At 46.0% G+C, this 21,138-nt stretch carries 24 protein-coding genes; 7 read left to right on the top strand and 17 right to left on the bottom strand.

Annotated features, from left to right (window positions below):
• Nucleotides 1-138: 138 nt before the first annotated feature.
• The 14 genes from KJS69_RS20240 to KJS69_RS20305 all read right to left on the bottom strand — a co-directional run bounded on the left by KJS69_RS20240 (nucleotide 139) and on the right by KJS69_RS20305 (nucleotide 11,043).
• Entirely contained in the window at nucleotides 139-366 is a 228-nt protein-coding gene (locus tag KJS69_RS20240) for a sulfurtransferase TusA family protein (protein WP_213585613.1), read from the bottom strand.
• 87 nt (nucleotides 367-453) lie between these two features.
• Nucleotides 454-1,575 carry an MBL fold metallo-hydrolase gene (locus KJS69_RS20245; protein ID WP_374706685.1) on the bottom strand — a complete coding sequence of 374 codons (1,122 nt, stop codon included), beginning with the start codon at nucleotides 1,573-1,575 and terminating at the stop codon, nucleotides 454-456.
• Between the two features lie 186 nt (nucleotides 1,576-1,761).
• The gene (locus tag KJS69_RS20250; protein ID WP_213585615.1) at nucleotides 1,762-2,343 is read right to left on the bottom strand and encodes a sulfurtransferase TusA family protein; all 582 of its coding nucleotides are present in this window, start codon (nucleotides 2,341-2,343) and stop codon (nucleotides 1,762-1,764) included.
• A gap of 128 nt (nucleotides 2,344-2,471) precedes the next feature.
• Nucleotides 2,472-3,257: a sulfite exporter TauE/SafE family protein gene (locus KJS69_RS20255; RefSeq protein WP_213585616.1), complete on the bottom strand. Its 786-nt coding sequence runs from the start codon at nucleotides 3,255-3,257 to the stop codon at nucleotides 2,472-2,474.
• A 77-nt stretch (nucleotides 3,258-3,334) separates the two neighbouring features.
• A complete protein-coding gene (gene trxA, locus KJS69_RS20260) occupies nucleotides 3,335-3,655 on the bottom strand; it encodes a thioredoxin (protein ID WP_213585617.1) in 321 nt (106 codons plus the stop codon).
• 262 nt (nucleotides 3,656-3,917) lie between these two features.
• Nucleotides 3,918-4,829, bottom strand: a complete 912-nt coding sequence (locus KJS69_RS20265; RefSeq protein WP_213585618.1) for an SDR family oxidoreductase — start codon at nucleotides 4,827-4,829, stop codon at nucleotides 3,918-3,920.
• Between the two features lie 234 nt (nucleotides 4,830-5,063).
• Nucleotides 5,064-5,900 carry an ABC transporter permease gene (locus KJS69_RS20270; protein WP_213585619.1) on the bottom strand — a complete coding sequence of 279 codons (837 nt, stop codon included), beginning with the start codon at nucleotides 5,898-5,900 and terminating at the stop codon, nucleotides 5,064-5,066.
• A gap of 5 nt (nucleotides 5,901-5,905) precedes the next feature.
• On the bottom strand, nucleotides 5,906-6,820 hold the full coding sequence (locus tag KJS69_RS20275) for an ABC transporter ATP-binding protein (protein WP_213585620.1): 915 nt from the start codon (nucleotides 6,818-6,820) through the stop codon (nucleotides 5,906-5,908).
• A gap of 5 nt (nucleotides 6,821-6,825) precedes the next feature.
• Entirely contained in the window at nucleotides 6,826-7,011 is a 186-nt protein-coding gene (locus tag KJS69_RS20280; RefSeq protein WP_213585621.1) for an HU family DNA-binding protein, read from the bottom strand.
• The gene (locus KJS69_RS20285) at nucleotides 7,004-7,672 is read right to left on the bottom strand and encodes a TetR/AcrR family transcriptional regulator (protein WP_213585622.1); all 669 of its coding nucleotides are present in this window, start codon (nucleotides 7,670-7,672) and stop codon (nucleotides 7,004-7,006) included. Before KJS69_RS20285 ends, KJS69_RS20280 begins: the two co-directional genes overlap by 8 nt.
• 134 nt (nucleotides 7,673-7,806) lie before the next feature.
• Nucleotides 7,807-8,793, bottom strand: coding sequence for an ABC transporter permease (locus KJS69_RS20290; protein ID WP_213585623.1), 987 nt, complete (start codon nucleotides 8,791-8,793; stop codon nucleotides 7,807-7,809).
• Nucleotides 8,790-9,533, bottom strand: a complete 744-nt coding sequence (locus KJS69_RS20295) for an ABC transporter permease (RefSeq protein ID WP_213585624.1) — start codon at nucleotides 9,531-9,533, stop codon at nucleotides 8,790-8,792. The genes KJS69_RS20290 and KJS69_RS20295 overlap by 4 nt, the downstream gene beginning before the upstream one ends.
• A 9-nt stretch (nucleotides 9,534-9,542) precedes the next feature.
• Nucleotides 9,543-10,481, bottom strand: a complete 939-nt coding sequence (locus KJS69_RS20300; RefSeq protein ID WP_213585625.1) for an ABC transporter ATP-binding protein — start codon at nucleotides 10,479-10,481, stop codon at nucleotides 9,543-9,545.
• The gene (locus KJS69_RS20305; protein WP_213585626.1) at nucleotides 10,474-11,043 is read right to left on the bottom strand and encodes a MarR family winged helix-turn-helix transcriptional regulator; all 570 of its coding nucleotides are present in this window, start codon (nucleotides 11,041-11,043) and stop codon (nucleotides 10,474-10,476) included. The genes KJS69_RS20300 and KJS69_RS20305 overlap by 8 nt, the downstream gene beginning before the upstream one ends.
• 753 nt (nucleotides 11,044-11,796) lie before the next feature.
• Between KJS69_RS20305 and KJS69_RS20310 the strand changes: the two genes are divergently transcribed.
• From KJS69_RS20310 to KJS69_RS20340, 7 genes are all read left to right on the top strand, one after another.
• Nucleotides 11,797-12,387, top strand: coding sequence for an ankyrin repeat domain-containing protein (locus KJS69_RS20310; protein WP_213585627.1), 591 nt, complete (start codon nucleotides 11,797-11,799; stop codon nucleotides 12,385-12,387).
• Between the two features lie 280 nt (nucleotides 12,388-12,667).
• Nucleotides 12,668-13,417, top strand: a complete 750-nt coding sequence (locus tag KJS69_RS20315) for a GntR family transcriptional regulator (RefSeq protein WP_213585628.1) — start codon at nucleotides 12,668-12,670, stop codon at nucleotides 13,415-13,417.
• A gap of 182 nt (nucleotides 13,418-13,599) precedes the next feature.
• The gene (locus KJS69_RS20320) at nucleotides 13,600-14,556 is read left to right on the top strand and encodes a phosphoglycerate dehydrogenase (RefSeq protein ID WP_213585629.1); all 957 of its coding nucleotides are present in this window, start codon (nucleotides 13,600-13,602) and stop codon (nucleotides 14,554-14,556) included.
• Nucleotides 14,553-15,539 (top strand): phosphotriesterase family protein, encoded by a 987-nt coding sequence (locus tag KJS69_RS20325; RefSeq protein WP_213585630.1) that lies wholly within the window; start codon nucleotides 14,553-14,555, stop codon nucleotides 15,537-15,539. Before KJS69_RS20320 ends, KJS69_RS20325 begins: the two co-directional genes overlap by 4 nt.
• A 51-nt stretch (nucleotides 15,540-15,590) precedes the next feature.
• Nucleotides 15,591-16,532 carry a shikimate dehydrogenase family protein gene (locus tag KJS69_RS20330; RefSeq protein WP_213585631.1) on the top strand — a complete coding sequence of 314 codons (942 nt, stop codon included), beginning with the start codon at nucleotides 15,591-15,593 and terminating at the stop codon, nucleotides 16,530-16,532.
• A 17-nt stretch (nucleotides 16,533-16,549) separates the two neighbouring features.
• The gene (locus tag KJS69_RS20335) at nucleotides 16,550-17,128 is read left to right on the top strand and encodes a glucose-6-phosphate isomerase (protein WP_213585632.1); all 579 of its coding nucleotides are present in this window, start codon (nucleotides 16,550-16,552) and stop codon (nucleotides 17,126-17,128) included.
• 11 nt (nucleotides 17,129-17,139) lie between these two features.
• A complete protein-coding gene (locus KJS69_RS20340) occupies nucleotides 17,140-17,784 on the top strand; it encodes a bifunctional 2-keto-4-hydroxyglutarate aldolase/2-keto-3-deoxy-6-phosphogluconate aldolase (RefSeq protein ID WP_213585633.1) in 645 nt (214 codons plus the stop codon).
• Nucleotides 17,785-18,044: 260 nt separating this feature from the next.
• Here the strand turns inward: KJS69_RS20340 and KJS69_RS20345 are convergent, their stop codons facing one another.
• Genes KJS69_RS20345 through KJS69_RS20355 form a run of 3 tightly spaced genes read right to left on the bottom strand, consistent with a single transcriptional unit; the run spans nucleotide 18,045 to nucleotide 21,136 of the window.
• Nucleotides 18,045-19,064: a zinc-dependent alcohol dehydrogenase gene (locus KJS69_RS20345; RefSeq protein ID WP_213585634.1), complete on the bottom strand. Its 1,020-nt coding sequence runs from the start codon at nucleotides 19,062-19,064 to the stop codon at nucleotides 18,045-18,047.
• Nucleotides 19,065-19,108: 44 nt separating this feature from the next.
• Entirely contained in the window at nucleotides 19,109-20,140 is a 1,032-nt protein-coding gene (locus KJS69_RS20350; protein WP_213585635.1) for a zinc-dependent alcohol dehydrogenase, read from the bottom strand.
• 36 nt (nucleotides 20,141-20,176) lie between these two features.
• Complete coding sequence (locus tag KJS69_RS20355; RefSeq protein WP_213585636.1) at nucleotides 20,177-21,136, bottom strand: ABC transporter permease; 960 nt, start codon at nucleotides 21,134-21,136, stop codon at nucleotides 20,177-20,179.
• Nucleotides 21,137-21,138 lie beyond the last annotated feature (2 nt).

Genomic DNA, 21,138 nt, shown 5'->3' on the forward strand with positions numbered 1-21,138 from the left:
ATGTGCTGGAAAAGCTGATGGTCAACCGAGTTTTAGAAAAGTCTTCCTCCCTCACCATAAAGGTCTCCTTCTTTTCTATTCAAGTAAGAAGCGACCACCTTGTGTGATCGCTTCTTGCCATCTAAAAGTTTAACCACGCTAAACCTTTTTGACATAAAATTTGTACACGCCGTTCTCTTCCTCATGCTTGATCAGTTCGTGATTCGTTTGCTTGACCCAGGCTTGAAAGTCATTAAGAGAGCCTTTATCCGTAGACAGGACTTCCATAATCTGTCCCGGCTCCAAGCTGTCCAAAGCCTTCTTCGCCTTAACGATCGGCATCGGACAAGCCATCCCTTTAGTATCCACCACAACATTTGCTTCCATTAGTAATACCCTCCCGTTGTTAGAATCGATTTATCATTAATCTAGTATTTTCGTGTTTATCGGTTCAATTTTCCGTTTTTTTGCTGTTTATTTATCATGAACCGCGCATCGGTTCGGGCCGATTTCCATTTCTTGCTGTTCGTCGGGGGACGGCTCGATTCTCCCCATATTGGTTTGCCTGATTTCTTGGTAGGCATTGGGATGCTGCGGCAAGTTCTCTGTCACCGTGCGGCGAAATTCCTCTTCATCGGGGATCTGCAACCCCGGATTGGTTTGGTTTAAATCCCCTAATCGGGCGGATACTCGTCCGCCTTCTCCCAGCTCCGATACTTTGCCAAAATGGGCAGGCAGCACGATCAAATCGTCTGACAGCTCTTTATACCGGTTATACAATGTATTGCGCAGATCTCTAACCCAGTCCCCTGCTTTGCCTGCCAAGTCGGGACGGCCAATCGACTCGATGAATAAAATATCGCCTGTCAGCAGGTAGCGATCGTCTACAATAAGCGACGTGCTCCCAATTGTATGGCCTGGCGAATACAAGGGCTGGATCTTGATTTCAGTGCTTCCGACCCGGATCGTCTGACCTTCCTCCAGTCGGGAGTAAGGGAACACCACTTCTTCCGCGTCTTTTGGCGGCAGCCAATAAGTTGCTCCCCCCTTCTCGGCGAGCGCTCTTCCACCCGATATATGGTCAGCGTGAAGATGGGTATCTATCGTATGCTTAATCTGCAGCCCATGCTCTTTGGCAAAGCTTTCATATACTTCGGTCATTCGGAGCGTATCCACCAGCGCAGCCTCGCCGTTCGACACAATCATATAAGAAAGACAGCCCTTGCCGATCCGCACGAACTGATAAATTGAGCCGCCGTCCTTAAGCTCTCCTATATGGACAGGCTCCAGATGCTCACTCCACGACTTCATGCCGCCCTTCAGATAGTAGACTTCCCTGCGTCCGGCCTCCGCAATTTGCTCAGCGATGAATTTGGATGAGCCCTCCTTGGCGCAGACAACCAGCACCTTAGGACCGTCGGGAATGCGTTCCAGCACCGAATCCACACCATCGAGCAATTCAAAATAGGGAGTATTAAAGATTTCGGTACGCCCGCCCTCAATTTTCCAATCATTGAAATCCGTTTCGTTGCGGACATCGAGAATTAATAGCTCTTCATGATTCAAAACGATACGAGTTAATTCCTGTGCGGTCATTGGCTGAATCTCGGTTGCACTCGTCATGGGTCATCTCTCCTTTATGGGTTAGAAACGATAGCGTGATATTGGCATCCTTGGCGTAATTCAGGAAGGCGCCGCCCCGCGACATCCATGCCTTTTTGATATGATTACTTCTTGTTCCGAATTATTTGCTTGCTCTGGTCTCTTCTGACGCCGCTCCTTTTAGGAAAGCTTGTCCGTTGATCCTGTCCAGCCGGACATTCCAGGAACAATGTTGAACACTTCCTCGAAGCCTTGACCCGCGAGTAATTGGCAGGCCATATCGCTGCGGGCACCTGTGCGGCAAACCACATGAATGGGTTGATCAGGATTCAACTCCTGAATCCGGTTCTCCAGCTCGCCAAGAGGAATCGAAATCGCCCCGGGTATATGGCTGAAAGCATACTCCGCCGGTTCACGCACATCGAGCACCGTTAGCGGCTCTTGCGCCTCAAGCTTCTTCAGAAGCTCCTCGTTAGTCATCTTGTTAGGGAACCTCACTTCTTCTTTCAATTCATCGGGGCTTGCTTTACGAAGATAATGTTTCAGGACTTCCCCCTCATTAACCGTTCCCAAGTATTGATGACCTGTAGTTTGGGCCCACCCTTGAATATCCGCGAGCGAGCCTCTATCTGTCGCTTGAACCTCAATCACTTGCCCGGAACTTATTTGATCCATTGCTTTCTTAGTTCTGACGATGGGCATCGGGCAGGAGAGCCCTTTACAATCCAGCGCCAGATCTGCGCGAATAGCATGTGCGGACATTTTCCATAACCTCCGATTTTATGTCTTTCACCCTGTTTATACTTATACACCTATAGGTATTATATTGACTAAAAATTTTTTTACTGTCAAGTATTCGTTTGTTAAACGGGCCTTTCTGTGCACCAAAGCTAAATCAGAATATCCAGCCAAATCTTAATCACGGTTGCGGTAATCAATCCGGCAAGCAGCCATTGCAGCAGCTTGACGTTCATCTTCTGTCCGGTCTTGGCGCCGATAGGTGAACCCATAATGCTGGCAATGACCATGATAATAGACGGAATCAGCAGCATATGACCGCCCATAAGCTTTCCTGCTGCAGAACCAATCGAAGATATAAAGGTAATGGCCAGAGAGGAAGCTATGGCTACTCTCGTCGGGATCTTTAGTATAACTAACATAATGGGAACGATAATAAAAGCACCCGCCGCTCCAACAATTCCGGATAAAATCCCGACAAGCCCTGCTGAAACGGCCGCTGCAGCGGCATTAAAGCGAATGTTAGCATAGTCCATGCGTTCCGATTCTTTCTTCGGTAAAAACATCATGACTGCCGCGGTCAACGCCATGAAGGCATAAGTCAAATTAATAGCGGAATCCGGCAAAAATCTCGATCCGTAGCCACCGAGAAAGCTGCCCAACACAATTGGAACTCCCATGTAGAGAATAAGCTTGGTATTGATCAGACCGCCTTTGCGATAAGCAAATATTCCAGCCAAGGAAGCAAAAAATACCTGCACCGCGCTTATGGCGGATACTTCCTGTGCTGTAAAAGCGGCAAAGCCCAGAGCAGGCGGAATATAGAGCAAAAGCGGGTATTTAATGATCGACCCGCCAATTCCAACCATGCCGGAGATAAAGGAACCCAGGAATCCAATAGTGAACAAAACGAGGATCCACCCTATATCCAGTTCCATAGGTCACCCTCTCCCTATTATTGTGCAGTTAATAAACTCATGCTATTCACTTACAATTGAGGATGATCTTCAGGACATTAACCGGTATAGGACAGAATAGCCGATTTAAGCTTGCTCAGTGACTGAACACCTACAAACGTCTGTACTTCTTTGCCATGGTAAAATAACTTCAGTGTAGGAATGCTTTGAATCTGATGCTCGCCAGCCTGTTGCGGATTCTCATCCACATTCAGCTTGGCTATGACCGCTTGGTTTCCCAATTCATCCGCCAATTGATCCAGAACAGGGGCTATCATACGGCAGGGTCCGCACCAAGGAGCCCAAAAATCGACCAGCACCACCTTATTATCGCGAATAACAGATTCCAAAGTAGAATCGGTAACTTGAACAGTCTTCATATCTATAGCCTCCATTTCTTATGATCGGGGTTATACATATACCCCTATAGGTATTATAATAATCTTTGGAGACTTTCTTGTCAACCATCCGGAATCAAATCCGTTGGAAGTCCTTCATATTAGAAGCGAACTTTAAGCTCCCAAACGATGATGACGGCAGCAACAATCAAACAAATAGATGCAGGGATAATCATTGTAACCGGCTGGTGAGCCCGGAAAATATGCGCATGAATAGCTCCTATCATAATTCTAGAAAATCTGCCTACCTATACCCCTTCGCATCTGCCGGCTTTCCCGCTTCCTGCACTTCCTTAATATACCTCCAGCAATCCGGCTGTGAGCCATCGAGATCACGGAACCCGTAAAACTTGGCAAGCTGTCCGCTGGAAAGAGATTGTCCCTTCCATTTCGACACTTGAGGATCCGAGGCTAGAGCGGCGACCGCCCGACCCACATATCTCGGCGTTTCCGAAATAATAAAGTGCGGTTCCTTGGCAGCGGCATCGGACCAGTTCGCTTCACTGACCCCATAATGCTCCAGCATGATTTCCGAACGCATCCAGCCCGGAGTCAACGAAACCGCAGAACACCCGTAAGGCTCCAGCTCCTGTGACTGAGACCAGGCCAATCGCTGAATGGCTGTTTTGGCCAAATCGTAGAACACCGATAATCGGTAATGATTTTGGTTATACTCAGCCGTACCGTCGGTCATCTCGACCAGCACCCCCCCTGGATGCTTGATTAGTAATGGCAGGGCAAAGTGACTTGTAATGAGATGCGTCTCTACAGCCAGCCTTAACAGACGCAGGCCTCCTTCCAGGGAATGTTCCCATATCGGCACATTCCACTCCGTCAGAAGCTCTCCTCCCCATATGTCATTGACAAGAACATCCAGCCTTCCTTGCTCGCGCTCGATACGGCTGATCAGCCCCTGAACCTGGTCCGGAACCAAATGATCCACTTGAACAGCTATTCCCTGTCCCCCGGCTTGATTAACCAGCTCCGCTGTCTCTTCAATCGTCTCCGGCCGGTTATACTCGGACCGTTCGCTGCGTGTCGTTCGGCCAGTAACATAAACCTTATATCCTGCGGCCCCCAATTCAATGGCAATCCCTCTCCCAGCGCCGCGGGTGGCCCCTGCAACCAACGCAACTTTTCCGTTTAGTGATTTCATTGAAAGCAACCTCCCCTGCTCTTTGCTTCATTATATTATGGATATATGACATCTACTGACATATTCGACATAAAAAGCAGAAGAGGCTGCCCCCCTTAGATCCGCTGGCCGCGAGCATAGAGGATAGCCATAATAAAAATCAGCAGGACCAGCGTTATGCCTCTGTTGCTGAGGAAATCCTTCCCCAGGATTCGGTCAGCATCGGATTTTCTTGAATCCTTCTTCTAATAGTCTCTACTGCTGAAAAATATCTTTATTCCCTTTGGAACGGTTCATTCTCGAAAAATCGACTTTGGAAAAGGCGACGGTAGACAGCAATAAAAATAACAGCCCGAAGGATAGAACCAAGAGGATACTGACTTGAGGCGTAATGATAAAGTGGTTTATTTTAAAAGCAAGCTGTTCTGCGATTAGCTCATCCGCGGATAAGGACATTTTCTCCAAACTCAATGCTCTGAAAAAAGCCGCAGCGTAGGTCATCGGATTCAATAAAGCGATGAACTGCAAGCCATCCGGAAGCAGGCTGAGCGGGACATAAACGCCGCATAAAAAAGTAATCGGCGTAGTTATGGCGACCGAAACAATCTGAAAGGTCTGGGAATTTTTAACCGATGTGGCGATAAATAATCCGAAGGCCGAGAATACAAGTCCTACAAAAATCATAAAACCGATGACAGCCAGCGGGGTGGCGGCGGAGGAATATTTCATTCCTATAAAATAACCTACCACCAGAATAAGAATTCCTTGCAACGTGGCGATCGTTGTGGAGGACAAGATTTGGCCCAGAGCAATCTGTATTCTCTTGACCGGGCTGACCAGCACTTCTTTCATATACCCGGAGACGATATCTTCGATCGTGGATGTGGCTATATTCAGCGACGTCTGAAAAACGACGATAATCACGATACCGGCTAACACATAATGGACCGGATTGCTGACATCGGTGCTTTGAAAAATGGTGCTTAACAAATACAGATAGAAAAACGGCATAATCAAAATTAAAATCAACTGCACCCGATTTCTGGCAAACAGCTTTACATTTCTTAACCATAAGGCCCCGATAATGCGCATCCCGCCTACCCCCTTATGTCCTTTCCTGTAATCTCGAGAAACACATCGTTCAAGGTTCCCTTTTTAATTTCCAGCTCTTGAATGGCAGACCTGTGCTCGCTGATGATTTCCATCAATTGGGGCAGATCGCTCCACTCTACGGAATAGCAACCGCGATTTCTTGTGAAATTCATATTAAATTTGGTCAATAAAGCCTCTAAGCCCGGCTCATCCATGCTGGTTATGTCCGCTTTGTTCTTGGTATAGCGCTGCTTTAACGCGCTCGGTGTATCGAATGCAATAATTTTGCCATGATTCATGACCGCTACTTTATGACTGATTTCAGCCTCATCCATATAATGAGTCGTTAAGAAGATGGTCAGGCTTCTTTCCTTCTGCAGCTTGATGATATACTCCCAAATATTCGTTCTCGTCTGAGGGTCCAGACCGGTCGTAGGTTCATCCAGGAACAGAACTTTAGGCAGGTGCAAAAGGCTGCGGGCTATTTCCACCCGTCTCTTCATGCCTCCGGACAGGCTGCTGACCATCGCTTTCTTCCATTCACCGAGATCCACGATCTCAAGCACAAACTCAATCCGCTCATTCATGACCGATTTGGGCAACCCGTAGAAATAACAATGCATCTTCAAATTTTCTTCCACCGTCATTTTGCTGTCGAGGGTAGAGTCTTGAAACACCACGCCGATGACACTTCGCACCCCATCTTTGTCCCGGCTGACATCTTTGCCGTCGATTAGCATAGTTCCTGAAGTTTTCTCAATAATCGTGCATAAGGTATTGATGGTGGTGCTTTTGCCCGCTCCGTTAGGCCCGAGGAAAGCAAAGATGCTCCCGCTTTCCACCTCGAAGGAAACCCGGTCCACCGCTGTAAAATCCCCATATTTCTTCACAAAATCTTTGACTACGATCATAGGGTCCACGGCCATCACCTGTTTTTGTTTTTAAAAAATTGCAGCACACTGTACACCTTATCCAAGGCATTGCTTACACCTTGGGAATGAGATAGTTCATCGCTCAGCACTTCTTCCAAAGCCTCCAGCACCTTGTGGCACTCCGTGAGGCCTACGCCTGATTTCTCCGATACTTTGGCAACCACTTCGGTTTTATTCATGGGAATCCGCTCCTTTATCGTGGATATTTTTCGAACCTTGCCCAATCATTTCAAGAACATAGCTAAAGCTGCCTTGGTCTGCCCCCAGCGTCGTTTCCATAACATAGGTAAAGGCTAACGCTTTCTGCATCCATTCATCGGGCGGCCACTCGAAAATTCCTTCGTCAAATAAAAATTGGGAAGAAACAAGCAGAAATTCTATCGTTTCCTTGGGATAAGGGGTCCGGAAGGTGCCTTCCGCTATTCCTTGTTCAATGACCTCCGTCAACACAGGAGTTAGCTGGAGGATCGTCTCCACCAAGCTTTTCTGATGCATTTCCGCATTGTTCACTTCGTGCAGCTGCTCGATCATTTGTTCCTTGCGGCCGGTGTCAGGCTTCTGGGCCATCAGGATTTGAAATATTTTCTCATGAGCTTGCAGATTTGGATCTGCGGCAATCTGCTTGGCCGCCTGTACCCCCATGCCTATGAATCGCATAACAATGGCGTCCATCACTTCTTCCTTGGATTGAAAATAGTAATAGAACGTCCCCTTCGCGATTCCGACCTTATTCAGAATGTCATTAACGGTCGTGTTGGAGTATCCTTGGGTCGTAAATAGCATCTCCGCAGCGTCCAATATTTCGTTTCTTCGTTCTTCAGGTTTTTTGGAAATTCTCATTGTTCACTCCTCCACCATTATCGACCGACCGTCGGTCTACAACAACTGTAACATTATTCCAGCTTGGAAGTCAATAGGTAAAAAAAGAACCCCTTTGGAAATGGGGTCCAAATGAGTTTCAGGTAATTTTATGGCTAATATATTTCTTTCTTCATTTTCCTTCGCGTAATCATGCTTCCCAGGAGCCACAGTCCAATAATCCAAGCCAGCAAATAGATAAGCTGTCCCTTGTACTCCAGCATGGCGCTCCCGTTTTCTATTCCCTGAATCAGTGTCATATAGGCCTTCTGCGGGAAAATCCGGCAAAGGGTGTCCAGAACCTGGCTGTTCCCAGTGAAGGAATAGAAGCAACCAGCCAAGACGGAAGTGATGACATAAATGGCGCTCGCCACCATAGAGACATTCCGTTCCAGCACGGATGACATAAACAGGGCCAGTGCCGTTGAGAGAGCGGCAAGAATTCCAATCAGCATGGCCAGCATTCCCGGACTATAACCGATCTCCACCCCAAAGGCTGCCTTCGTAATTACAACGGCCAGATAGGTCGGGATGTAGAGACAGACAAAAGTAAAAATCCCCTGCGCCAGCAGATATTGCTTTTCGCTAACCGGTGCCGTCAACACCCGTCTGAACGTCTTTAGAGCCCTATCCTCCGGATAGAGGATCGTCAGGGCAACTCCCTGCATTAAAACAATCATCAGAATAAATCCCAGAATATTCGTTCCGAAGCCTCTTTTCGCCTCTTCCGCCGGATGGTTTGCCGCCATGGGATTATCGTTAAAAAAGGCCTCCAATTTATTTTTTACCGTTTCGCTTTTTATTGTCGCTATCTCATAAAATCCGTCTTTCTTTTCTTCCACGATGGCCGCGTATTTACCCAACAGGAGATTGGAAATCGCCGGCTTCTCACTCATCACTTCGATATGAAGCCTGTCATCCTCGGGAATGCTCTGAACATGTTCCGAAACTAGCGCAACGGTTTCCTTCGTCTCCATTCTTCCGGAGAAGAATACGGCAACCCCGATCATCACCGGTATAACGACGACCGCTATGATAATGATCTCTTTTTTGGATAGAATCCGGTTTAAATGGTTTCTGAACAGATGCAGGACAATGCTCATGCATATTCCTCCGGTTTATAAAGGATTTGACAGATCAGCAGACAAACGAACGAGCCGGACAGAACGAGGGCAAGAACCGGAAGGAATAGGCTGAAGTCATGATCATAAATGATCCGAAAAGCACTTTCCGTCATCCACTTAACCGGAGATAGATAAGAGACGGTTTCCACGAATTTTCCAAGATTGGCTACAGGAAAAAAGATACCGCCGAAGAAGACAAGCAACATCACTACAACCTGCAATACCGCATTTGCCCCTTCTTCACTCTTGAAAATACAGCAGAACATCGTGCCTAGACAGCAGCCGAATAACGAAAAAGCACTGATTAACAGCATAATGTACCCGATATTCTGTCCCCCGAAGTTCATGTGAAACAGATATTGGCCTATCAGCAATAAAGCACTGTATGAAAGGGTACCCATAATAAAAGTAGCGGCCACCTTGGATAAATAGATTTCCATTTTGGAAACCGGAGCAAATACAATACGGGCGTTGCCGCGCTTTACTTTGTCCTCCATGAACGTATTGGAAACGGTCATGGCAATCATTAACGCCGTAAAAATCATCATCGTGACGCCATAATAATCGTAAGAGCTCACGTCCCCCGCGCCAAAAAGTCCGCTTGTGGCAAACCCCAATACCCCAATAAGGATCAACGGCAGTACGGTATTCGATATTAACAGCGTCGGATTCTTCAGGATATTGATCAAATCCAGCTTAACTATTTTTATAAAGTTCATTTCATTCTCCTAATCCCTTAAATTTCTTCCCGTCAACTCCAAAAACGTCGTTTCCAAAGACGCTTCCCGACTGCTCATGCTTTCAATCTTGCAGCCATTGGCTATTATGGAAAATATGATTTCATTAAGATTATCCTTCGCCCTTTCGCAAGTGACCTCAACATGGCTTTCGCCCAGTTTGACTTTGGCTACACCTTCTATTTCATTTAGCTGCTTACCGTTTAACTCATTTCCATTTCTCACGCTGAAAGAATAGGTGATTTCATCATTCACCATCTGATTGAGCTCCTCTTTGGTCCCTTCGGCAATGATTTTCCCTTCGTTCATAATTATGATTCGGTCCGAAATGGCCTCTACTTCCTCCATATAGTGGGTGGAGTAAATGACAGATGCCCCTCTTTTTTGCAGCGTTCGTATGGATTCCAGAATATGATTTCTGGATTGGGGGTCGATACCGACCGTCGGTTCGTCCATAATGATTAGCTGGGGCTGGTGGGCAATGGCGCAGGCAATATTCAGCCTTCTCTTCATACCGCCCGAGAAGGTTTTGGGCTTATCGTCTCTTCTGTCATAAAGTCCCACCAGCTCCAAAGCTTCCTTCACCTGGTTTTCCAGCTGCTTTCCTTTAAGATGGTACAGGCCCGCAAAGAAACGCACGTTTTGCCAGGCGGTCATTTCTTCATAGATAGCCAAATCCTGAGGGACGATTCCAATCCCCTGTTTGACCTGCTTGACGTCCCGGGGTAGAGAATGGCCCAGAATCGTCACTTCCCCTTGATCAGCCGTTAATATAGTGGCCAATATATGGATCGTCGTACTCTTCCCCGCCCCGTTAGGACCTAACAAACCAACAATTTCCCCTTGTCGGACTACGAAACTAATACCGTCCACGGCTTTTTTGGCAGCATAACTTTTCTTTAAGTTTCTAACGGTCACAATGTTATTCATTGGATCTCCTCTTCATTTCAGATTCCGTTCTCAGTCTTGCAAATTCTTTCATGACTCTCTCTTGAGCTTCAGTCAAGTTTTCTTCCCCTTCAAAATCGATATTCTCTTCAAAACCACTTTGCTCTTCTCCGTCAAAACGATACAGCTTCTTCAATAAACTCCATAAAATTTCCATCTCTTCCGTAGTGAAATGTTTAAAGGCATCTGCGAAAAAGTATATCGATTTTTCACCGCACTCCATCAGGACTTGCTTGCCGGATTCCGTAATTTCAACATTGACAGCGCGCTTATCCTGCTTGCTGGGTACAACGTTGACGTAGCCTTTTTTCTCCATGATGTTTATCAGTTGTTTCACACTCTGTTTGGTGGTGCCCAACTTTCTCGCAATATTATTGAGCGTCGCTCCTCCTTCCGGCAAATGGATAATGGCCACCATCGCCATACATTGTCTTGACGTCAAGCTCTTTAAGTATTGATCCCCTTGTACCTGAAGCTTGTTGGTAACCGAAAACAGGGTTGCGTAAGTTTGCTGCATTAAAAATAGATCTTTGTAGAAGTCCATTTATTAATCCCCTCTTTGATTTAGACAATATAATGACTAAATTCATTATAGCAGAGTACTTTTTAATTCGTCAATATACTGTCTAATTTTTTCGAAACAAAAAAAAGGGGGTCCCTCGGTCACTTTTGATGACTACGAGATAGCCCCTTTGCTTCTCACTGGATACAAAAAAGGCCCAACGGATTTGTCCATTGAGTCTGAATAGCTAAAACTTATTGATAAGACAGGCCGTTGGCATTCCATGCCCTAAATCATGTTTTCCTTGTCTTCGAAGTACTGCCGCTATCAGCGCCTTGTCCCTTTGCCGTGGCTTTGGACTACTATCCCCTTGGCTCAGAATCGGTTCATAGGCCTGACTTCTTTCATATTTATAACTTTCAAATCTATATTAACCCATCCTAATTCCCAAAGATACTGAGCAATAGGGATAATAGCCCAAAGGGCAGAAAAAGAGATGTGAGTCCTGCAGGAATAGTACTGAGCTTAAGGGATAACGGTCAAAAGGACGGGAGAAAGAGGGGTGCGACTCTCCTTCTTTGTATATCAAAAGCTTTAGTAAAACTTATTATTTTTATATTTTTCATATAATGATTCCCATGTTAGCATATTTGTATAGAAGGAAAAGGAGCGGTGATGATGTATCGTCTCTTTATGATTTTATTTGTTGTTTTGCTTACCGCATGCCATGCAATCCCCAAATCCTCGCAAAGCTTACCGAAAGAAACTCAATCAACAGAAAAGAAGGTGGATGAGATGAACGAACAATTAATTCTATCTGCGGAAAAAGGAGACACCGAGAACGTTCTGAAGCTGCTTGAAGACGGGGCAGACATCAATGCCATGGATAAACACGGAAGAACAGCCGTCCTGGCAGCCACTTACAACAATAAGGTAGATACGGTAAAGGCGCTTATCCAGAAGGGGGCAGACATTAACATCCGCGATAACAACTTGGATAATGTGCTCCTGCATGCCGGAGCGGAAGGCTTGCTTGACATCGTAAAGCTCGCGATTGATGCCGGTGCGGATACCAAGCTTACTAATCGATTCGGGGGCACGGCTCTTATCCCTGCTTCCGAGCGGGGGCATGTGGAAGTAGTTAAAGAACTTCTCACTCATTCCGATGTGGATGTCAATCATATCAATCGTCTGCAATGGACGGCATTAATGGAAGCGGTCATTCTGGGTAACGGCGGAGAGAAGCATCAAACCATCGTACAACTGTTAGTGGATCATGGGGCTGATGTCCACATTAGCGATGGGGAAGGCATCACTCCTTTGGAGCATGCGCAGAAACGCGGATTCGAGGAAATCGCAAATATATTGATTAAAGCGGGGGCATAATTGGAGAATAATCTGCCTCCTGTTCCGCCGAAGCTATCGCACGAAGATCGAGACGCGCAGCTACGATATTTAGAGGAGAAATCGTATCAGATTCAATTAGCTCAAGGGGCCTATCGGCCCTTTTTTATTAGCACCCTATTTTCTTCATCTCCTACAGCGTCAAGTAAATGATATTTTTAACCCGAGGGATTGACAAGTACAGGGGTAAGACTTATGATGGAGTTGTCTTAAATGTTCTTATGTCATTACATTTGGAATAACAGGAATGAGGAACCGAGTCATGTCCACTTTATTTGAAAAAACATTGAATAAAGAGATTCCAACTCCCCTTTATTATCAGTTAAAGGAAATTTTACTGGAATATATTATCAACAGTCATGACAACTTTGACGTACCGATTCCAACTGAGCAGGAGCTTAGCGCTCATTTTAAGATCAGCCGGCCAACAGTCAGGCAGGCCATTAATGAGTTGGTTTTTGAAGGCTTTCTGTATCGGATTAAAGCCAAAGGAACATTTGTATCCCGCCCGAAAATCCAGCAAGAATTTCTTCAAGTCTTAGACAGTTTTAATAATGAAATTAAAAAGAAGGGTCTAACTCCATCGACAAAGGTTTTGAGCATAGAGACGGTAAAAAGCGATAAATCCATCAGTGACGTTTTGCGTATAATGGAAGGGTCCAAAGTAATCAAGCTGCAAAGATTGCGTTTTGCCAATGAGGATCCCATTGTAATTGTGGATACCTTTTTACCCTATAACATTTGCCACTTCCTATTAGAAAAAAATTTAGAGCAAGAGTCTTTGTACGAATTAATTGAAGCTGAATTATCATTAAAAATTACAAAGGCTGTCCGAAAATTGGAATCCGTTTTAGCGGGAGATTATGAATCTCAATTGCTCAATGTCAAACAAGGGGCGCCCATTCAATTCATCAAAAGCACAACCTTCTTATCCAACGGAACGCCCATTGAATATTCTTTAGCCAAATATAGAGGGGACCGCAACACTTTTACTTTTGAAATGAATCGATAAATTTTTTTACTTTCAAATGTAAAGACATAATAACATTAGTATGTAGACACTGGATAATACAAGTTGCCCTTGGACATTTGAGGACGAGGCCTATTTTGATCAAGTAAAAGATCATGCTGCAATACAGCGCCTTTCCACAAATTATCTCATATACAAAACTTAAAAATGGGGATGAGGATGCAATGGCAGAAAAAATCTTAATCACGCCTAAATCATTCAAAAACTACAAGGAGAAAGCACATCGGCTGCTGCAAGAGCGCGGCTACGAAATCATCGAAAACAACTTGGGCCGAACAATGACTGAGGAAGAAATCATCGATGCCGCTCAAGACAATGTGGTCGGCATTATCATCGGGATCGACCCGCTTCCGGCTAACGTTCTTGAGCAATGTAAAAGTGTGCGGGCTATCTCCAAATATGGGGTCGGCATGGATAATATCGACCTCAAGAGAGCGGAAGAATTGGGAATTCTCGTCAAAAATGCTGTCGGAACCAACTCCATTTCGGTTGCCGAGCATGCGATCGCCCTCATGTTCGCAAGCGCCAGGAATCTCCCGGCCATTGCAGCCGGCGTCAAATCCTATGGTTGGGACCGCAGCATCGGCTTCGAATTAACGAATAAGAAACTTGGCGTCGTTGGCGGCGGACAAATTGGAAAAGAGGTAGCCAAACGTGCGGTTGGGCTTGGGATGAAGGCCGCCATCTATGATCCTTATTTCAAGGATCAGGAATTCCTTGAAAAATATAATGTCCAAAGACAAGAACAGCTCGACGAAATATTGAAAGAATCGGATGTTATCTCTCTTCACCTGCCGGCCACCGAGGATACCAAAGGGCTGATCAATGCTGAAACTCTAAAACTGATGAAACCGACGGCCGTACTGATTAACACGTCACGCGGAGAGCTTGTGGATGAAGCAGCCCTGTATGATGCCCTTAGCCATAACAAAATAGCGGCGGCCGCACAGGATGTCTATTCGTCCGAGCCTCCCCAGCAAGGAGATCCGTTGGTGGCACTGCCGAATTTCATCTTGACTCCGCATATTGGTGCTTTCACCCATGAAGCCGTGGAGCGAATGGCGATGGTGTCCACCGAAAATCTCATCGAGATGCTCGCTCAGAAGGATGATGCCAAATGAGCAGGGCTGACCGAAATTTACGCTCAAACCAAGTCATCACTACCGTAACCGGACCCATTTCGCCGGAACAAATGGGCTTCTGTCATAGCCACGAGCATCTTTTCTTGAAAAAGGGGCAATCCGCTAAAATGGATCCGGCCTTGCAAATCGATGATTATGACAAAACGATTCAGGAGCTGAATTTGTTCAAAGAGATTGGCGGAGCCACGATTGTCGAAGCACAGCCGGTAGGAAGCGGACGTCATAGCCGGTGGCTGGCAGCTGCTTCACAGCAGACCGGGGTTCAAATCGTCGCCTCCACCGGCTTCCACAAGCTTGTTTTTTATCCTGATGACCATTGGATTCATACGACCGATGCCGACAAACTGACGGAATTATTTATCGATGAGCTGCAGAACGGGATGTATGCCGATGGTGAAGAAGCCTGGCCTCAAGAACAAATCACTGCCAAAGCCGGCATCATCAAAACCGCCTCCGATTTTCAAGGGGTGGGCGGACGATATTACAGGCTTTTCAAAGCGGCAGCCCAGGCGGCCATCGCTGCCAAAGCACCGATCATGAGTCACACGGAAATGGGGCGTGCAGCTCTTGACCAGATCAAGCTCTATACCGATTTCGGCCTGGAGCCTGACCGGCTGATCATCTGCCATCTGGATCGGGAAATGGAAAATGCCGAGTATATGCTCCATGTGGCGAGCACGGGAGTCTATTTAGAGCTCGATACCATTGGCCGGTTTAAATATCATTCAGATGAAGAAGAGGTCGAGCTCATCACCAGGCTGATTGAGGCAGGGTATGAAAATCAAATTTTACTTTCGCTGGATACGACCCGCAAACGTTTAAAAAGCTATGGCGGCGAACTCGGGTTGGACTATTTGGCCAGAACGTTTTTGCCCAAGCTTGAGAAAGGCGGCGTGCCCAAAGCCTTGATTCACAAAATAATGTATGACAATCCGGCCAAAGCATTCAGCAAAAGCGTTTAGAACTATTTTTCAATCGCTGAAAAAATGAGAAATGGAGAGGAGCCATTCCAAATGAAATTACCTGAAAAAGCAACCCAACCGACCATGTATTTCATTGGCGTCACTACCACGAAATCCTCGATCATGAAGCTGTTCCCTCTGTGGGCAGAAGCATTGGGACTGGAAAATGCGGTTCTGAAAGGGATTGATATCGACATCCATGCGGAACCCCAGGTTTATCGGGATGTCGTGGAATTTATTAAAAATGATGAATTATCGTTAGGGGCTCTTGTTACCACCCACAAGATCGACCTTTATCATGCAGCCAAGGATCTCTTTGATTACCTTGATCCTTATGCCACCATGTTTGGTGAACTTTCTTCTATTTCCAAAAAGGATGGCAAGTTGGAAGGGTACGCCAAAGACCCTATTTCCAGCGGTCTGGCCATGGAAGCTTTCATTCCGGAAAACTATTGGAAGGATAACGGCGGAGAACTATTCGTCATCGGAGCTGGCGGCAGTGCGATCGCGATTTGCTCCTACCTGTTGGATCCTAAAAACGGTGAGAACATCCCTTCTAAAGTGGTGATCGCCAACCGCAGCCAACCGCGTCTGGATGAGATCGAGCGGATTGTTAAAGAAATTAATCCCGATGTTAAAGCCGAATACCATTTAACACCAGAACCGACCCAGAACGATGCCCTGCTTGCCCGAATCAAACCGCATTCCCTGATCATTAATGCGACCGGGTTAGGAAAAGATCGTCCAGGGTCACCGTTAACGGACAATGGCATCTTCCCGGAGAAAAGCCTTGTATGGGAATTGAATTACCGCGGAGAGCTCGATTTCATGCACCAGGCCCTTCGTCAGAAGGAATCAAAAAACCTTCATGTGGAAGACGGCTGGATTTACTTCATCCACGGGTGGACACAGGTCGTTTCCGAAGTTTTCCATATCGATATTACCGGAGCCGTATTTGACCGAATCGAACAGATTTCCAATGAAATGAGATAATAAGGAGAGAATACAACATGAGTGAAAACACAGTAAAACCATTTGTACTTGATTTTGACCTGATGACAGGTTTGTCCAAAACGAAGGAATCGACCAAGCGCCCGCTTTCAAAAATGAAGGGAATGTACGCGGATGACGCTGCTTTTGAGGCAGCCGTACAAAATAACGATCCGCTCGTTTATGAATTTTACGAGTTGGATGTGCCGGAAACACCAGGCAACCTGTTATTCGGAACTAGCATCGTCTACCCGGGCAAAGTAGGGAATGAATATTACATGACCAAAGGCCACTTCCACACCATTCTGGAAACCGGGGAAGTTTACTACTGCTTAAGCGGTAATGGCGCGATGCTGATGGAAAATCCGGAAGGAGATTGGGATATCCAATATTTTACTCCGGGACAGGCCGTCTATGTGCCGCCGCGCTATGCCCATCGAAGCATCAATCTGGGCAATGAACCGCTGGTGACTTTCTATGCCTACCGGGCTGATGCCGGGCATGACTATGGAACGATTGAAACTAAAGGATACAGAAAGCTTGTTGTTGAAAAGGACGGAAAGCCTGAAATCATCGATAATCCGAAATGGAAAGAATAGGAGAATATACGATGAGCAAAAAATGGGAAGTCGTTAAAAAAATTACGGACTCCGGATTAGTGGTCGTTGTCCGGGCGGAAAATGCGGAAGAAGCGAAAAAAATCACCGAGGCTTGTTTAAAGGGCGGCGCCGCGGCTATTGAAATTACCTATACGATCCCGGGCGCTACCCAAGTCATCGAAGAATTGGCTAAAGAATTTCAGAACGAAATCATTATTGGCGCGGGAACCGTATTAGATTCCGAAACGGCACGGATTGCGCTGCTTTCAGGGGCGGAATATGTGGTAAGCCCTTATCTCAGCGAAGATGTCCTTAGATTGTGCAATCGTTATCAGGTGCCCTGTATGCCTGGCGCTATGACCGTTGAGGGTGTGGTACGAGCCATGGAGTTGGGTGCGGATATTATCAAAATGTTCCCGGGGGAAGCCTTCGGGCCCAAAATCATCAAAGCGATCAAAGGGCCGCTGCCGCAAGCTAACCTCATGCCAACAGGCGGCGTAAGTCTGGATAATGTCAGTGACTGGATCAAAGCGGGCGCCGTTGCTGTCGGTTCGGGAGGCAGCCTTACGGCCAGCTCCAAGACAGGCGATTATAAAACGATCACAAGTTTAGCCCAGCAGTTTGTGCAAAAAATCAAAGAGGCCAGATCATCCTAAGCTTTGCAGCTAACTTTCTATTGTGCCCGATCGTTCGCAGTTTGTGAACGATCGGGCACCTTCTGCTCTGACATAGACTGTCACAACAATTAAGAGCGAGGCTAGTGGGATTTTGCCCCACTAGCCTCGCTCTTTCTCTGCCCGGATTCAGTCTCGCTAACGAATTTCTAGTTTCGTTAAAAAATGCAGGGAGCTTCTTTTGGCCGAATAACGTTTCTGTGTTTCGTAAGGTGGAGCGATTCCACTACTTTTGAGACAGCTTATTCCATTTCAATCATGACTTTCATGGCCTTGTCTTTCTGCTGGTCAATAATTTCGTAAGCTTCGGCATAGTCTCTGAATTTCACTCGATGTGTAATCAGAGTATCGAATTCAATCAAACCTTCTTTGACAAGCTCAATGGCTTTGATATAATCTTCTTCTCTATACATGGCACTGCCGAGCAACGATAATTCATGGTCCTGTACATATCCCATATTGACCGTTGCCAAATCGCCAAATACACCGACAACGACAATCGTGCTGCCTTTGCGCGCATATTCGATCGCTTGATTGATCGTAGCATTAATGCCGATGCACTCAAAGATATAATCGGCCCGATCCTTGCCGAAATTCGCGATGATCGAGTCCAACAAGTTCTCGTTCTTGGCATCGACGGTTTTAATACCGCATTTCTGCGCAACTTCCAAACGATACGGACTTAGTTCCGAGATAAGAACTTCTGCCGCTCCCATTGCTTTGGCTGTCTGGGCCACCAGATTGCCGATCGGGCCTCCGCCCAGCACTACAATCTTTTTCCCCCTTATGTCACCAGCGCGTCTTACAGCATGCACAGCGACCGCAAGCGGTTCGATCAATGCTCCATGCTCCCAGCTCATATCGGCAGGCAGTGCCAATGCTTTGTCAGCATCCACTACAAAATATTCACTGGCCATCCCCGTCGTCTGAAAACCCATCACTTTAAGTTCTTCGCAGTCATTATACATTCCATGGGTGCAAGGATAACATTCACCGCATACGACCTGAGGCTGAATCGTAACCTTATCCCCAACTTTAACATTCGTCACTTCAGAGCCCACTTCAACAACCTCTGCCGATACCTCGTGTCCTTGAACGACAGGGTAACTCGTATAGGGATGTTTCCCATGATTTACATGAATATCCGAACCGCAAACTCCGATGCTTTTCATTTTAATTTTGATTTGGTTCGATTTCACCTCTGGAACGGGCACATCGTTAAATTCAATTTTGCCAGGTTCGGTCATAATGGCTTGGATCATGGTCAGATCTCCTCTCTCATTCTAGGTCTTATGATCTTCAAATATTAATAAGTAATAATGGCTTTCTTAGGAATCTGATGGTTGTTATACTTTTCAAATGCCTCCAATATATTTTCAAACTTGAAGTAATCTGAAATAAAGTCTTTCAAGTTAAGCTCGCCTGCTCTTATCCATTCTAAAATCTGATCATAGGCTTCAGCTTCCTCAAGCTTAGACGGCATTTGCTGAAAGTTAATTTTCCAGTTATATGGAGCCTTACTCCAATCCAACTGCATTTGATTGTCTCTTGGGACGCCATAACAAAGAATTTCTCCCCGATCCGCAATCAATTCCATCGCCTGATTCATAATATCCGTAGACCCGACTGCATCCAAAACATATTTAACGCCATCGGGGTATAGTGCTCGGATCTCTTTAGCAACGTCACATTCCTTGCTGTTAAAGGCCGTCGTTGCCCCATTTTCCAAAAGAAGATTTTTCTTGGCTTCGCTTCTGGCAATCCCGATAATGGACTTGATTCCCATCAAACTCATCAGTTTGATGAAAGTGACCGCCACAGGTCCGCTGCCAAAAACTACGATACTATCGTTATCCCCAACACCAAAATATTTAATGTTGCTGAATACTTCCCGTAAGGTGACAAGCATGGCCGCATCTACCGGATCAATATCCTCGGGGACAATCTGCTGTGCATAGGCAACTTCGGGAACTTCTCCCTCTTTATATGCCGCCTTATCGTTAACTACACCATATTCGCTAAAAGCACCCCAAGCCGAGCCTAATGAGCCGTAAAGCTCTTCATCTGCATCGTTAAATGGGAGCAAGACAATATCTCCAACTTTGAAGCTTGTTACTTCAGAACCTATCTCAACAACTCGACCTACCCCCTCGTGCCCAAGCATAAGAGGGTATTTTTCCTTTGGAAATCCTTTAAAGCCGAATTGAATAAGGGTAGAATCCGTACCGCAAATTCCACAGCTGATCGTTTTAACAAGAGCTTGTTTGGAGTTATATTTCGGAATCGGTATTTCTTTAACTTGTAATTGACCATTAGAATCTACCACTAAGGTCTTCATATAATCCCACCTTACTTACTCATAATCATTTAACTATTAAACGGTTCTTTCCGATTTATTGGTGAGAATTTGCAGGAAGACTGCAGCTATAATAATGAATCCTTTAATAATATCCTGCGGATAAGACGGAACGGCCATCAGGTTCATAATATTTCCGATGATTCCCAAGATCAGTCCGCCTGCAACGGCTTTAACGACAAAGCCCTTCCCTCCTGCAAGACTTGCACCTCCAATAACACAGGCTGCAATGGCATCCAGTTCTTGTCCCATTCCAACCGTAGCACTTCCGGTTGATGATCTCGCAGCGATAAATACACCTGCTAATGCTGCCAAAGCCGCCGATACGGCATAAGTGGACATGACATACCTTTTGGTACGGATACCGGCAAGCTGCACAGCCGTTTGGTTACTTCCGATAGCTATAACAATCCGGCCCCAGGCCGTATATTTTTGGACTAAAGCGCAAACAATGATCAATACAATTGCAATGATAATTATTGGAAACATGTAAGTTTTGCTAACAATCGTATCCAACGTTCCCGGCGCCAATTTAACCGGTTTGCCCTCGGTTATGACAAAGGAAACCCCTCTTGCTATGGTCATCGTGGCCAATGAGGCGACAAAACCTTGTATACCGGCATAGGCCACTAATGCGCCCGTGAAAATTCCGAAAAGCATTCCGATAAGTACAGCAAGGACCATGGCAGGAGCATAGTTCATTCCAAAATCACTGATCAATATAGCGGATACGGTTGCTCCGACGGCCATGACCGAACCGACGGACAAGTCAATTCCGCCCGTCAGGATGACGAATAACATCCCGATCGCAACTAGAATCGGCCCTGCTTGCTGAAGAAGAATGTTGCGTATGTTCATGGATGTAAAGAAGGTGTCCGAAAGCAAAGCACTGATAATAATTAATATGGCCAATATAATATAAGTGTTGTTATCTATGATGAATTGCTTGAAATTAAATCTTTTTGCAGCACTAGTCATGA

Origin of the sequence: Paenibacillus sp. J2TS4, from assembly GCF_018403245.1 — a bacterium.
Classification (GTDB): domain Bacteria; phylum Bacillota; class Bacilli; order Paenibacillales; family NBRC-103111; genus Paenibacillus_L.